Origin of the sequence: Nocardia sp. NPDC052566 (genome assembly GCF_044547285.1) — a bacterium.
In the GTDB taxonomy this organism is placed as follows: domain Bacteria; phylum Actinomycetota; class Actinomycetes; order Mycobacteriales; family Mycobacteriaceae; genus Nocardia.
The window spans coordinates 1,013,594-1,026,810 of the sequence record NZ_JBIUAF010000006.1 but is presented as its reverse complement, the minus strand read 5'-3'; the positions used below and the strand labels follow the sequence as shown (position 1 = coordinate 1,026,810).

Annotated in this window: 16 protein-coding genes; 10 read left to right on the top strand and 6 right to left on the bottom strand. The window is 67.6% G+C overall.

Going from position 1 to position 13,217, the window contains the following annotated elements:
- Positions 1-185: 185 nt before the first annotated feature.
- Together ACIG5A_RS34675 and ACIG5A_RS34670 are read right to left on the bottom strand one after the other, a co-directional pair.
- Positions 186-950: a helix-turn-helix domain-containing protein gene (locus ACIG5A_RS34675; RefSeq protein ID WP_397247927.1), complete on the bottom strand. Its 765-nt coding sequence runs from the start codon at positions 948-950 to the stop codon at positions 186-188.
- A gap of 96 nt (positions 951-1,046) precedes the next feature.
- On the bottom strand, positions 1,047-1,739 hold the full coding sequence (locus ACIG5A_RS34670) for a TetR family transcriptional regulator (protein WP_397247925.1): 693 nt from the start codon (positions 1,737-1,739) through the stop codon (positions 1,047-1,049).
- Positions 1,740-1,839: 100 nt separating this feature from the next.
- Between ACIG5A_RS34670 and ACIG5A_RS34665 the strand changes: the two genes are divergently transcribed.
- Positions 1,840-3,006: an FAD-dependent monooxygenase gene (locus ACIG5A_RS34665; protein ID WP_397247923.1), complete on the top strand. Its 1,167-nt coding sequence runs from the start codon at positions 1,840-1,842 to the stop codon at positions 3,004-3,006.
- Positions 3,007-3,083: 77 nt separating this feature from the next.
- On the opposite strand, the gene ACIG5A_RS34660 is transcribed toward ACIG5A_RS34665, so the two are convergent.
- Positions 3,084-3,563: a hypothetical protein gene (locus ACIG5A_RS34660; protein WP_397247921.1), complete on the bottom strand. Its 480-nt coding sequence runs from the start codon at positions 3,561-3,563 to the stop codon at positions 3,084-3,086.
- A 169-nt stretch (positions 3,564-3,732) separates the two neighbouring features.
- Here ACIG5A_RS34660 and ACIG5A_RS34655 point away from each other — a divergent pair, with 169 nt between their 5' ends.
- From ACIG5A_RS34655 to ACIG5A_RS34640, 4 genes are all read left to right on the top strand, one after another.
- Positions 3,733-4,488 carry a dienelactone hydrolase family protein gene (locus tag ACIG5A_RS34655; RefSeq protein WP_397247919.1) on the top strand — a complete coding sequence of 252 codons (756 nt, stop codon included), beginning with the start codon at positions 3,733-3,735 and terminating at the stop codon, positions 4,486-4,488.
- A gap of 100 nt (positions 4,489-4,588) precedes the next feature.
- Positions 4,589-5,134, top strand: coding sequence for a thioredoxin family protein (locus ACIG5A_RS34650; protein WP_397247917.1), 546 nt, complete (start codon positions 4,589-4,591; stop codon positions 5,132-5,134).
- Positions 5,135-5,200: 66 nt separating this feature from the next.
- Positions 5,201-5,887 (top strand): SGNH/GDSL hydrolase family protein, encoded by a 687-nt coding sequence (locus tag ACIG5A_RS34645; protein ID WP_397247915.1) that lies wholly within the window; start codon positions 5,201-5,203, stop codon positions 5,885-5,887.
- On the top strand, positions 5,884-6,483 hold the full coding sequence (locus ACIG5A_RS34640) for a TetR/AcrR family transcriptional regulator (RefSeq protein ID WP_397247913.1): 600 nt from the start codon (positions 5,884-5,886) through the stop codon (positions 6,481-6,483). Before ACIG5A_RS34645 ends, ACIG5A_RS34640 begins: the two co-directional genes overlap by 4 nt.
- Before the next feature lies 1 nt (position 6,484).
- Here the strand turns inward: ACIG5A_RS34640 and ACIG5A_RS34635 are convergent, their stop codons facing one another.
- Positions 6,485-7,093 (bottom strand): dihydrofolate reductase family protein, encoded by a 609-nt coding sequence (locus tag ACIG5A_RS34635; protein ID WP_397247911.1) that lies wholly within the window; start codon positions 7,091-7,093, stop codon positions 6,485-6,487.
- 177 nt (positions 7,094-7,270) lie between these two features.
- Between ACIG5A_RS34635 and ACIG5A_RS34630 the strand changes: the two genes are divergently transcribed.
- A complete protein-coding gene (locus ACIG5A_RS34630) occupies positions 7,271-7,789 on the top strand; it encodes an ester cyclase (RefSeq protein WP_397247909.1) in 519 nt (172 codons plus the stop codon).
- Here ACIG5A_RS34630 and ACIG5A_RS34625 read toward each other — a convergent pair.
- Entirely contained in the window at positions 7,773-8,441 is a 669-nt protein-coding gene (locus ACIG5A_RS34625) for a VC0807 family protein (protein WP_397247907.1), read from the bottom strand. The two genes, ACIG5A_RS34630 and ACIG5A_RS34625, sit on opposite strands and share 17 nt — an antisense overlap.
- A 176-nt stretch (positions 8,442-8,617) precedes the next feature.
- On the opposite strand from ACIG5A_RS34625, the gene ACIG5A_RS34620 reads away from it, so the two are divergent.
- The 4 genes from ACIG5A_RS34620 (at position 8,618) to ACIG5A_RS34605 (ending at position 11,983) form a co-directional block, all read left to right on the top strand.
- Positions 8,618-9,526, top strand: a complete 909-nt coding sequence (locus tag ACIG5A_RS34620) for a Rieske 2Fe-2S domain-containing protein (protein WP_397247905.1) — start codon at positions 8,618-8,620, stop codon at positions 9,524-9,526.
- An 85-nt stretch (positions 9,527-9,611) separates the two neighbouring features.
- On the top strand, positions 9,612-10,478 hold the full coding sequence (locus ACIG5A_RS34615) for a hypothetical protein (protein ID WP_397247903.1): 867 nt from the start codon (positions 9,612-9,614) through the stop codon (positions 10,476-10,478).
- A gap of 54 nt (positions 10,479-10,532) precedes the next feature.
- On the top strand, positions 10,533-11,006 hold the full coding sequence (locus tag ACIG5A_RS34610) for a GNAT family N-acetyltransferase (RefSeq protein WP_397247901.1): 474 nt from the start codon (positions 10,533-10,535) through the stop codon (positions 11,004-11,006).
- A gap of 62 nt (positions 11,007-11,068) precedes the next feature.
- Entirely contained in the window at positions 11,069-11,983 is a 915-nt protein-coding gene (locus tag ACIG5A_RS34605; protein ID WP_397247899.1) for a 2-hydroxyacid dehydrogenase, read from the top strand.
- Here ACIG5A_RS34605 and ACIG5A_RS34600 read toward each other — a convergent pair.
- Complete coding sequence (locus tag ACIG5A_RS34600; RefSeq protein ID WP_397247897.1) at positions 11,977-13,170, bottom strand: cytochrome P450; 1,194 nt, start codon at positions 13,168-13,170, stop codon at positions 11,977-11,979. The two genes, ACIG5A_RS34605 and ACIG5A_RS34600, sit on opposite strands and share 7 nt — an antisense overlap.
- Positions 13,171-13,217 lie beyond the last annotated feature (47 nt).

Sequence of the window (13,217 nt, the reverse complement as noted above, 5' to 3'; positions counted from 1 at the left end):
AGCGGACTCCGTCCGCTGCGTACCTCCCCGCATTCGCTCCGGCCGTGCGCGAAGCGGACTCCGTCCGCTGCGTACCTCCCCGCATTCGCTCCGGCCGTGCGCGAAGCGGACTCCGTCCGCTGCGTACCTCCCCGCATTCGCTCCGGCCATGCGGGGTCTGCGGACGGCTGCGCCGACAGCGCCCGCTATGTGCCGGTCAGCAACTGCCCGACCGGTACCTGTGCGAGGGTGCGCGCATCGCGGGACAGCAACTCCCGCACCGTCGTTCCCGCGAACTCGCGCACCTCCCTGGACAGATGGGCCTGATCCGCGAATCCGGCGCGCGCGGCGGTATCCGCCAGCGGCACGCCGGCCCGAGCCATGGCGAGCGCGCGTTGCAGACGTAGCACGCGGGCAAGGGTTTTCGGGCTGTAGCCGAAGGCGGCGAGTGAACGGCGGTGCAGCAGACGCGCATTCACGCCCGCCGCCGCGGCAGTCGCGGCGATCGTCGCGCCCGCGTCCAATGCGGTCACGATGTGGCGAATCAGCGGGTCGGGCGGGTCGAGCTCGGCGGCACGGTGCAGCGCGAACGATTCCAGGATCGCGGTGCGATCGGCGGCGGCGTCGACCTGTTCGGTGAGCCTGCGGGCGGCCGCGGCGGACCAGAGGTCGGCCAGGGCGATGCGCCGGTCGCGCAGTTCGTGCGCCGGGACGCCGAGCAGGGCGGGCGCCGTACCGGGGAAGAACCGGATACCCGCGAAACGGGTGCCGACCGGAACCTTGGGCAGGTAGGCGCCGGTATCGGGTCCCGCGATCTGCAGCCTGCCCTCGGTCCAGATCAGATCGATGCAGCCGTCGGGCAGCACCGGAACCGCCGCGTCACCGTCGGTGACAGTGCGGGTCCAGAGCACGGCGCCGTCGTATCGCGACGGGCGTTCGCGATAGCCGCGCACGTCCCGGTCCTCGTTCACGGATTCGACGCTACTCCCACGTCCGACACGGCCTCACTCGAGAACATCAGCGAGCGACCGCTCCCATGTCTCATAAATATCGTCTCATAAAGATGACTATTTGAGATGCCGATAGACAGTCGCGCGGGAAACCCCTAGGGCACTGGCGATCTCGGGGACGCTGAGCCGTTCCTCCTCGCTCATCCGGCGCGCGGTCGCGACGAGTTCCTCGGTCATCGCCACCGGCCGCCCGCGCTGAGCAGGACTCGTTCGCTTCGGCGCTTCGGCGTAGAGCAGCCGGACACCCGCGAGCACCTCGGCGCGCAGCTCGCCGGTGGGCAGATCGGCGTAAAGCACTACCGGATCACTCAATCCGGCGATCGCCTGCGCTGCGCGCACCAGATCGGCCAGTGCCGGATCCGGACCGGCCACCAGCTGGTTGGCCCGCATCATCGCATCGCGAAAGCGGTCGAAAATGGGACCGGGAGCGGACAGCGCAAGGTCGCTGGCATTGAGGCGCAGCAGATAGCGATGGGCGAGGAAGACGTCGAGCAGACCCTCGATCACCTTGCGCCGCGCCTCGCGGTGATCGGGATCCGCGGCCGCGGCGACGGTCTGTTCCATCGCCGCGAGCAACGGTTCCGCGAGCCCCGCGAGGATGTCGTATTTGCTCGGATAGTGGTAGAGCACGCCCGCCTTGCTGATGCCGAGCTGTTCGGCGATGGCACGGACCGACGTGCGGTGATAGCCGTGCGCGCCGAACAGGTCCATGGCGACGGCGAGGATTCGGTCACGGGTCTCATCGGTCACGGCGCCGATTCTATCGCTTGACTGACCGTTGGTCAGCAGTCTATCTTGGATCGCTGACCACCGGTCAGTCACCCGGCGGTCAGCGATCCAAGGAGTCACCGTGCCGAACAATTCCCGCATCCTCATCTCCGGCGCGAGCATCGCCGGTCCCGCGCTCGCTTATTGGCTGCGGCGCAACGGTTTCCAGCCGACCGTCATCGAGCGCGCACCCGCGCCGCGCACCGGCGGCAACGGCGTCGACATTCGCGGCGAATCGGTGCGCATCGCCGGACTGATGGGCATCCTGCCCCGAATTCGGGAGCGCGCCACCGATATTCGCGCACTGACGTTTGTCGATGCCGCGAATCACCGGGTAGCGGGCATGCCGAACAGCACCTTCAACGCCGCCGACGATATCGAGATCATGCGCGGCGATCTGGCCGAGGTGCTGTACGAGGCCACCGCCGATGACGTCGACTACCGGTTCGGCGACTCGATCCACTCGCTCGTCCAACGGCAGGGCGCCGTCGAGGTCGCCTTCGACAGCGGCCGGACGGCCGAGTTCGATCTGGTGGTCGGTGCGGACGGATTGCATTCGCGGGTAAGGAATCTCGCGATCACCCCGGAGGCGGACGCACTGCATCACCTCGGCCTCTACTTCGCACTCGGGCAGGTCGATCCCGAGCACGGCAGGCCGGGCGAAGTGGCGCTCTACAACACGCCCGGCAAGGTGGCAGGCGTCTACCGCTCGGCGGCGCACGACATCGCCACCGGGTTCTTCATGCTCCGTGAACCACGGGTGCTCGATATCGACTACCGCGATCAGGACGCACAGAAAGCCTTGCTGCGCGGGTACTTCGAGACGGAATCCTGGCAGGTGCCCGAGTTGCTCGCGCAGGCGACAAGCGACCCCGGCTTCTACCTCGACGCGGTGAGCCAGGTCCGCATCCCGCGCTGGTCCGCGGGCCGGGTCACCCTCGTCGGCGACGCGGGCTACTGCGCCACACTGCTTTCCGGTGCTGGCGCGGCACTCGCACTCGAGGGCGCCCACCGGCTGGCCACCGAATTGACCGCCGCCGACGGCGATCACCGCATCGCGTTCGACCGCTACGAGGCCGGGCTCCGCCCGACGGTGGCCAAGCGGCAGCGCTCGGTCCACGCGGGCAGCGCCATGCTCGTGCCCGCAAGCCGTCCCGGCATCTGGCTGCGCAACCAGCTCACCCGCCTGCTGCTCCTCCAGCCGCTCGCCGCGAAGGTCTTCCAGCCGACCCCGGCCGCCGCGGCCTGAACCGACGGCGAAATGCCGAATGGCACATCGTTACGGCAAATACCGGGTGATCGCGCGACGATGTGCCGGCCGACGGCTCAGTGCGGGGTGATTCCGCGCGGGATCACCCGGATGAACGGATTCTGGTGCTCGCCGGAGACTTTGGCGTCCGGATCCTTGCAGCCGACGGTGAGTTCGGCATTCGGCGCGGCGGCGAATGTCCACAGGGTCGTCCATTCCTTGCCCGCGATCGTCTCCTGTTTCTTCGCGTCCGAGGAGCGTAGGTCTTCGTTGCGCCCGGTGCTGTCGGTCACCGTGCAGCGCAGGCCCGCGCTCGCCTGACCCCAATCGACCGGGACCTTGATATCCATCACGGCGTCGGCGGGCACCACGACGATCTTGGTCTCACCCAGCGGAATTCGCACGCCGCCACCGGGCCCCTCGTCGGGCTCGGGCGTCGTGGACGACGAGCTCGCCGCGGCCGACGAAGTCGAATCGGATTTCGTCGACTTGTCATCGGAACATCCCGCGACGGCAACGGCAACCAGCACCGGAACCGTTATCCAGAACAGTTTCACAGGTCAGCCTCTCGGATCAGCGATCGAATACAGCATGACAACTCCAGCGGTGAATGCAGACTACATGGGACGGCGATTCAGCAATTCATCGGCAATTCCGATGGCGAACGATTTCCGGGCAATCGGGCTACGATCGGCTGCCGCACCCCGAACACGTGGAGGTCAGCCGATGCCGTCACCCGTCGTATTCCGGGCCGTCGATGTGCCCGCCGCCGACGGCACCGCCGATTCCTATCTGCTGCATCCGGACGACGGCACCGCCCATCCCGGCGTGTTGTTCTTCATGGACATATTCGGCCTGCGCCCGCTGCTGCGCGAAATGATGGAACCGATCGCCGCGCAGGGTTTCACGGTGCTCGCGCCCAACCTGTTCTACCGCTCGGGCCGCGCCCCCGTACTGCCGCCGCCCGACCCCACCGACCCGCAGGGCCGGATGACGTATTTCCACGCGTCGCAGCCGATGCTGCGAGAACTCGCGGGCGACAGCGCGATCGAGGATGTGCGCGGATATCTGGATTGGCTCACCACTGCCGCACCGACTGCCGCCGGGCCGATCGCGATCACCGGCTACTGCATGGGCGGGCGCCTCGCCCTGCGCGCGGCAGGCGCTTTCGGCGATCGCCTGCGCGCCGTCGCCAGTTTCCACGGCGGATATCTCGCGGTGGACGAGGACAAGAACAGCCCGCACCACACCGCGTCATCGATCACCGCCGAGGTGTTCCTCGCGCACGCCGACAACGATCCGACCATTCCGCCGGAACAGATCGCCCGCCTGGAAAAGTCCTTGGCCACCGCGGGCGTGCGCCACACCTCCGTGGTCTATCCGAATACCCGCCACGCCTTCACCATGCGGGACAGCACCGCCTTCACCGAGGCGGCGTATGAACGCCATCTGCGCGATCTACTCGCCCTGCTGCATCGCTAATCGGATTAAGACCATTCGAATTCACCGCCGCGAATTACGGACCGTACGGCGATCTCGGCGTTAGGCTCTGGTCCGTCCCGTTCCGGACGGAAGGCACCCGATGGCGCTCGAATCACTAATGGTCCCGCTCGGCACTCCGGCACCCGACTTTTCGCTACCCGATCTCGACGGCGCACCGCACGCGCGCGACGATTATCTGGGCGGTCCGGGCCTGCTGGTCGTATTCGCCTGCAACCATTGCCCGTACGTGAAACACATCGAGGCGGCATTCGGCGAGATCGTCGACGGGCTCGACGCGATGCCGGTCGTGGCGATCTGCACCAACGATGCCGACGCCTATCCCGACGACGCACCGGTGCGGCTGCGCGATCAGGCGATCCGCGCGGGCTGGACATTTCCCTATCTCATCGACACCACCCAGGAAGTGGGCCGGGCATTCGGCGCCGCGTGTACCCCCGACTTCTTCCTGTACGACGCGAAGCTGGAACTCGCCTATCGTGGCGCATTCGACGAATCCACGCCCGGAAATGGAAAACCATTGACCGGCAACGATTTACGCAACGCGATCGAGTCGGTGCTCGCGGGTAAGCCGGTCGGGGAACCGCACCGGCCGAGCATGGGCTGCTCCATCAAGTGGCGCGACTGAGCGGGTTTCGGCCATCACGGGCCGAGGCCTTGAGATAAGCATACGGTCGTACGTATGGTTCGTGACATGACCGCTGCCGCGACATTGCCGACCGCCGAAGAGACCGACCCGTATTGCCTGAGCCCGCTGGACGCCGCGGCGCTGCTGTACGACGCGCCGTGGCGGCGCTTCGCGGTGCTCGGCGACAGCCTCTCCGCCGGAATCGGTGATCCGAGCCCGGGTTACGCGAGCCTGGGCTGGGCCGATCGGGTGGCGGACGTATTGCGCCGCGTACATCCCGGCCTGGCCTACCTCAACACCGCGGTGACCCGCGCCAGCACGGCGCAGGCGCTCGAACGCCAGGCCGACCGGATCCGCGCGTTCGATCCCGATCTGCTACACGTGCCGAGCGGCGCGAACGACATCGTGCGCCGCGAACCGGACTTCGCCGAGATCGAGTCGACCATGCGGCGGATGTACCGGTTCGCCGCGAGCACCGGCGCCCTGATCGCGACCTTCACCCTCAGCAGAAGGTACGACGTGCCGGTGTTCCCGGACTGGCATGAGCGCGTGCTCAGGATCAACGACATCACCAGGGCGCTGACCGCCGAATTCGACGCGGTGCTTGTGGATTCCGAGGACCACCCGATCAGCGATCGGGCGAACCTGTTGAGCGAGGACGGCATTCACTTCGCCACCGCCGGACAGGCCGTGCTGGCCGCCGAAGTGGTGAAGGCGCTCGCGCACCGGCTCGACGCCGACGGCCGTCGATGACCACCGACAAGCGCATGCTGCGCGGCGCACGCACCAGGCGGCTGGTGCTGCGTCAGGCCGTCGACATCGCCTCGCTCGACGGGCTCGACGGCGTGAGCTTCGGCAGGCTGGCCACCGACACCGGCCTCAGCAAGGCGGGCGTGCAGACGCTGTTCAAGACCAAGGAGGCCCTGCAACTGTCGGCGCTGGATCTGGCCAGGGAGTTGTTCATCGAGAACGTCGTTCACCCCGCGCGCGCCGAGCCTCGAGGGGTGGCCCGGCTGCGCGCGCTGATCGAGAACTGGATCGTCTACGCCGAGGCGCCGCTGTTCGCCGGCGGCTGCTATCGGATGGCCAACCTGCCGGGATTCGACAGCAAGCCGGGCCCGATCCGCGATGCGCTGCTGCGCGACCTGCGGGACTGGACCGGGCTGCTCGCCGCACAGCTGCGCCACGCGGTCGCGGCGGGCGAAATCGCCGACCTGGACCCGGAACTCGTCGCCTTTCAGCTCGACGGCGTGCTGTGCGCGGCGAATACCGGTATCCAGCTCGGCGATTCGGACGCGGTCCCGAAGGTCCGCCGTATTGTCGACGCGATCCTCGGGCCCACGAGCTGACTCACTTATCCTGCGGCAGGTTCGCTTTCGCTTCCTCGTAGCCACCGGTCCTTGTCTCGGCGTCGGGACCGTAGACAACGTGGACGACGCCGGTCTTGAACGGCTGCGCGGAGATCAGGCCGAGCGGCAGCGTCTCGCCCTCGCCGAACAGCCGTGCGCCGGTGTTGAGCACGATCGGGTGGACGAACAGATGCAGCTCGTCGAGCAGGCCCGCCGCGAGCAGCTGGCGCACGACCGAGACCGACCCGCTCATGGCGATATCACCGCCCGGCTCGTTCTTCAGCGCCGTGACGGCCTCGATCAGATCGCCGTGCAGCGCTTCGGAATTGCGCCAGGTGAACTGCGGATCCTGGTGTGTCACCACGATCTTGCGCGCATCACCGAGCGCCTTGGCCATGCCCGCGTCCGCACCGCCCGCGGTCTCGCGCTCCGGCCACGCGCCCGCGAAACCGTCGTAGGTTTCGCGGCCGAGCAGCACCGTGTCGGCCTGGCCGAGCTGAGCGTCGACGGCCGCGCCCATCTCGTCGTTGAAGTACGGGAAATGCCAGTCCTGCGGGTTCTCGATGACGCCGTCGAGCGAGATGAACAGGCCTGCGGTGATCTTGCGCATTGCGGTGACTCCTTCGAGGTCGAACTGCTGTCAGCAGTACAGACGGAACGCGTCCGCCGAATTCATCGCACCCCGGAATCCCGGAAATCGCCACGCGGCCCGCGCCCGGTGCGACGATCGAGACCGACGCCGATGCCGCCGTCCACGAACCGGCACATCGTCGAGAGGGGATCTTCCGTGACCGAGATCAATGGACACGATAAGCAGGTGTGTGTGCGCAGCATCCACATCATGGGTGACGGCGCGCTGGCCGATTTCGAGACCGTCGTCCATCCCGACGCGGTGAACAGGGAGAGCATCGTCGAACCGAAGGCGAGCCGGGGCAAGGGGCCCGCCGCGTTCTACGCGACCGCGCGCTGGTTGCGTGACGCGTATTCCGAACTCGCCTGGGAGATACACGATGTCGTCGCCGAGGGCGATCTGGTCGTGCTGCACGCCACCATGTCCGGAAAACACACCGGCACCTTCGTCGTGTACGACGAAGGTGCCGAACCCGTGCAGGCATTTCCAGCGACGAACAAGCGGTTCGCGGTCACCCAGACACACTGGCTGCGCGTGACCGACGGGAAGGTGATCGAGCACTGGGCCAACCGGGACGACTTCGGGCAGGCGGCCCAACTCGGCTGGGCGCCACCATCCCCGGCCTACATCGTGCGGATGCAGCTGGCCACGCGGCGGGTCAAGCGGCGGGGGTAGTCCGGTTCATGCGCTTGCTGAGCACGGCGCTGAGCATGATCATCGGGACCATCACGGCCACCATCAGCACGGAGGAGAGCCAGGCCATGGTGTGCACCGGCAGCTGGAAGGCGAGCACCACCCGCACCGCGGCCTCGGCCAGCAGCACCACGCCCCACAGGATGCCCAGCCTGGCGAAGTTCCGGCGCATCGCGGGCGTCGTGCGGTAGCGCTCCTCGAAGGCCGCCAGCTTGGCGGGCTCGGCCGCCATCACCTTGCGCGCCGAGAGATACGTGAGCGGCTTGCCTGCCATGGTCCCGATGAGGAAGGCGGCGCCGATGATCACCGTGCCGAACGATTCCTTCACGATCATCAGCCGCGCGTCACCGGTGATCAGCGAGCTGATCAGGCCGAAGGCGAAGACGCCCGCCATGATCACGGCGAACGGCTCCAGCCGCCGCGACCGGATGATGTCGACGGCCATCAACGCACCCCCGACCAGCGTGCCGCCGAGCAACGCGGCGAAATCGCTGTAGCCCAGTTCGCTCAGCCCGTAGTACGCACCGAGCGGCAGGGCGATATCGCGGATGATCGGCGCGAAGACCCGAACCATGCTGTGCCGCCCGGCGGGGGCGGGCGCGACGAGGGTCTCGGTGGAGAGGTCTGTGGTCATGGAAGTGGCTCCTGAGCTGCGTATTCGGCTGATCCCTACCCGAATTACGCTAAGGAAGCCGCCGGTGGATTTGATCTGCCAACCATCACGACCCGCACATGACAACTGTCATGTGAACCGAGATCGACTCTGATCCGTAGTACCTAGCACAGCGGTTCGAGCACGCCGAGGTCACGATGGAGCACGTCGCACGTCGAACAATCGTCATCGGAGCCGGGGCGGCCGTGGTCGCCGTCGCCTGCGCGCGCACCGAGCGGTCGTCACCACCGGCGAGTACCGGCACGACCACGGCCGCCCCGCCATCGCCGACCACCACCCCGATCCCGGCCACCGAAGCACCCGAGCCGGTCACCGAGCTGCCGCAGCCGCCGCCACCCGAGCCGGGCAGCGCGCTGGCGCGGGTGGCCGATGTGCCGGTCGGCGCCGGGCTGATCGTCGGCGACACCGTGGTCACCCAGCCGAGTGCCGGTGCGTTCCAGGCATTTTCGTCGGTGTGCACGCACCAGGGCTGCGCGGTCAACGCCATCGCGGGCGGCACCATCAACTGCCCTTGCCACGGCAGCAGATTCAATCTCGACGGGTCGGTCGCCGCGGGACCCGCCACCCGCGCGCTCGGTACGGTCGAGGTCAGTGTGCAGGGCGACTGGATCGTCGCAGGCGCTCGTAGCCAGGTCCAGGTCGAGTCCACCACCGAGGAACCCGCGCCGCCCCCACCGGAATTGGACCGGTCGGCGCCGGCCAACGCGCTCGCCCGCGCCTCCGACATTCCGGTCGGCGCCGGGCTGATCCTCGGCGACACCGTGGTCACCCAGCCCAGTCCCGGTGATTATCAAGCATTTTCGGTCACCTGCACACATTGGGGCTGTGCACTCGACGCGATCGCCGACGGCACCGTCAACTGCCCGTGCCACGGCAGCAGATTCAACCTGGACGGCTCGGTAGCCGTTGGGCCCGCTGCCCGTTCGCTGGATCGGCGCGAGATCAGCGTCGACGGCGAATGGATCATCGCGGGCGCCCCGCTCCCGCCGCCGCGGCCGTGGTGGTGCGACGCACTGGGCATCCCGACCGGTTGCTTCGGCTGCTGAGGGCCGAAAGGCACTGTCCGAGTGGATAGTCCGGCTCCTACGCTGGAAGGTCCGGTGCTCGCACATTCAGCCCTCGGAGACGCTCATGCTCACCATCAAACTTCCGCGCAAATCCGGCGAGAAGGACGACCTGATGTCGGCCAAAGGCGTACAGCAGACCGACTTTCAAGAAGCGGCCGCGTTGCTGGCGCCACTCGTGGCGCCGGCCCCGAAGACCGGCACCTCGATGTACAAACTGCTGTCCGTGCTCGCGCTGACCGCGATCACCGACACCGGCGAGACCTATACCGAGATCGATGTGGCCTTCGCCTACGACAGGCTGTACAAGAAGGCACAGGCCAACATGGCGCAGACCGAGCAGGATCGCGAGTTCTGCCTGAAGCTCATGGAAGAGAAGCAGAACAAGCAGCGCGCCGCGATCCTCAAAGGCGAGCAGCACAAGCAGCTGTCCAAGTCGGCGGACCTCGACAAGCTGGAATCCGCCGAGTGGATCTACATCGGCCGCGGCACCGGGCCGACCCAGGCGCGCAACATCATGACCCACGGCACCTTCGGCGGGCTGGCGCCCAACCCGGACCGGACCGAGGCGCCCACGGACAAGGATGCGGACAAGCAGACCGGATACGGCGAGAAGGGCACCTCGAAGGGAGTGATCGAGGAATGGTCGCTCGGCACGCTCGACGGCTTCGCCACCGACGGGTTCATGCTGCTCGGCGTCACCAAACCGGCGTATGTGACGCTGCCGCCGAAGGGTAAGCGCGGCGGCGGCGAGCAGGGCGTATGCGGATACGCGGACCGGCTGCTCGAGGGGGTGGCGATCGGCGACGTCGGCCGCGAGGGCCTCGACATGCCGCCGCTGCAGCGCGAACTGGACGCGATCATCAAGGCCGACCATCGCACCAACGCCTCGCTCGAGGCGTTGCGGGCATCAACCGCGCGCCGGGTCATGTAGCGCCGTCGCGAAAAGTGGTTGCTCGCCGCCGGTTTTCCGGCGCACCATCGCTTCATGATCACCGTGCGGAGAATCGATGGCGACGAATGGAAGCTCGGCCGTGAGCTACGGCTGGCCACATTGACGGATTCGCCGGAGGCGTTCAAGTCGAAGGCGGAGGTCGCGGCCACCTGGAGTTCGGACCAGTGGCGCGAATGGATCGGCGACCGAGCGTACTTCGTCGCCGAACTCGACGGGACTGCGGTCGGTGCGGCCGCCGGATCGATCGACGACGACGGAGCACCGGTACTGGTATCGGTGTGGGTCGCGCCGACCGCCCGCGGTACCGGAGCCTCGGCGGCCGTGGTCCGCGCGGTCGTGGCGTGGGCGCGCGCCGAACGCCATGCCGCGCTGCGACTGTGGGTGATGGACGGCAACGCGCGCGCCGAATCGCTGTATCTGCGGCTGGGTTTCCGGCGCACCGGCCAGGAGCTGCCGTGCCCCGGCGACGACCCGCGCATCGAGGTGGAGATGAGCATGGCGCTGTAATCCGATCCAGTTCTCGCGGACTGGCCATGGGGCGCGGGCAGATTCGGCGCTAGCGTGGCGTCATGTCCGTCACGGTGCTTGTGCCAGATGAGTTGGGAGTGTCGGTGCTGTCCCGGGTCGACGGCATCTCCCCGGTGCGGTTCCACCGGGACGAGCCGCTGCCCGAGGCCGCCGAACGGGCCGAGGTGCTGATTCCGCAGTTCCTGACCGGTCCGGAGGCGATCGGCTCGTTCAGCGCACTGCCGAAGCTGCGGCTGGTGCAGATGCTCACCTCCGGCGCGGAGCAGTGGATCGGGAAACTGCCGGAGGGAGTATTGCTTTCGACCGCGCGCGGCGCGCACGGGGCGAGCGTCGCGGAGTGGGTGCTCACGGGCCTGCTCGCCGTGTACCGGGAGTTCACCGGATTCGCCGAGGCGCAACGCGCGCGCACCTGGACCCATCACCAGACGGATACCTTGCACGGCAAGCGAATCCTGGTGATCGGCGCGGGCGATCTGGCCGCCGAGCTGCACCGCAAACTGTTCGCCTTCGACACCCCGATGACGCTCGTCGGCACCAGGGCCAGAACGGGCGTGCACGGCATCGACGAACTGCCCGGCCTGCTCGGCGGATACGACGTTGTGGTGCTGACGGTTCCGGTCACCGACAAGACCATCGGCATGGTCGACGCGGCGTTCCTGTCCCGCATGGCCGACCACGCCATCCTGGTGAACGCCGCGCGCGGCCCGGTGGTGCGCACCGATGCGCTGCTCGCCGAACTGACCAGCGGCAGGCTGCGCGCCATCCTCGATGTCACCGACCCGGAACCGCTGCCCGCCGACCATCCCCTGTGGACCGCACCGGGATTGCTGCTCACCCCGCACGTCGCCGGCAGCAGCCGGGGCAGCATGGAACGCGCCTACGAGGTGATCACCAGGGAGATAAGCCGTTTCGTGGCGGGCGAACTCCCGCTCAATCTGGTGAACGGCGACTACTGATCCCAGGCGACCGGGAGCCGTTGCACCCCATAGATATTGCTCGGACGCAGCGGCACCTCCTCGGCCGGGACGGCCAGCGTGAGGGTGGGGAATCGGTTCAGCAGCGCGGGAATGGCGACGCGCAGCTCCACCCTGGCCAATTGCTGGCCGAGGCACTGATGGACGCCGAAACCGAAGGCCATGTGGCCCGTTGCCCGGCGCCGCACGTCGAGCGTGTCCGGATCGTCGAAGCGGCGCGGATCGCGATTGGCGGCGTTCATGGACACAGCCACCGTCTCACCCGCCTTGATCAGCTGCCCGCCCAGCTCGACATCCTCGAGCGCCGCGCGGGCGCTGGTGTGCGCGATTGTCAGATAGCGCAGCAGCTCTTCGACGGTGTTGTCGGTCAGATCCGGATCCTCGCGCAGCGCTGCGAGCTGATCGGGGTGCTGTAGCAGCGCGAAGATGCCGAGCGCGATCATATTGCGGGTGGTTTCCAGCCCCGCGGCGAGCAGGAAGGTGCCGATGCCGCCGAGTTCGTCGTCCGACAGTTCGGTGGTCGTCAGCTCGCTCAGCACATCGTCGGTGGGTGCGGCGCGCTTGGCCACCACCAGTTCGCGGATATATGCGTCGAGCCGGTGCCACGCGGCGTCGATCTCCTCGAACGAGTCCGGTTCGAGCATGGTCGCGGCCTCGCGCTGGAAGAACTCGTGATCGGCGTAGGGCACCCCGAGTAGTTCGCAAATGGTCAGCGCCGGAACGGGTGTCGCGTAGGCCGCGACCAGATCGATCGGCCCGCCGTGCTTTTCCATCGCATCGAGGTATTCCGCGCAGATCGCTTCGACGCGCTCGGTCAGCATGCGCATGCGGCGCACGGTGAACTTCGAGGTGAGGTGCCGCCGCAGCCGGGTGTGCTCCGGCGCGTCGATACCGCCGAAATCGCCGACCGGCGCCCGCACCTGCGACATGTCCACGTCGTGCAGCGGATCGTGCAGCAATTCGTAGCGAACGCTGAACCGCGGATCGCCCATGACCGCCCTGGCCGGTTCGTGACCGGTGGCCAGCCAGCCGTGGTGGCCGTCCGGGAATGTCATCCGGGTGAGCGCAGCGCGCTCACGTATTTCGGCGAGGCCCGCCGGCGGATCGAACGGGCAGCCCGCGGGCTTGGTGATAGGCAACTCGATTGCCTCGATGGATGATTCGGTCATCGTGCGCTCCTTGTCTCGGTCCGTTTCCACGCTAGGAAGCGTTCACT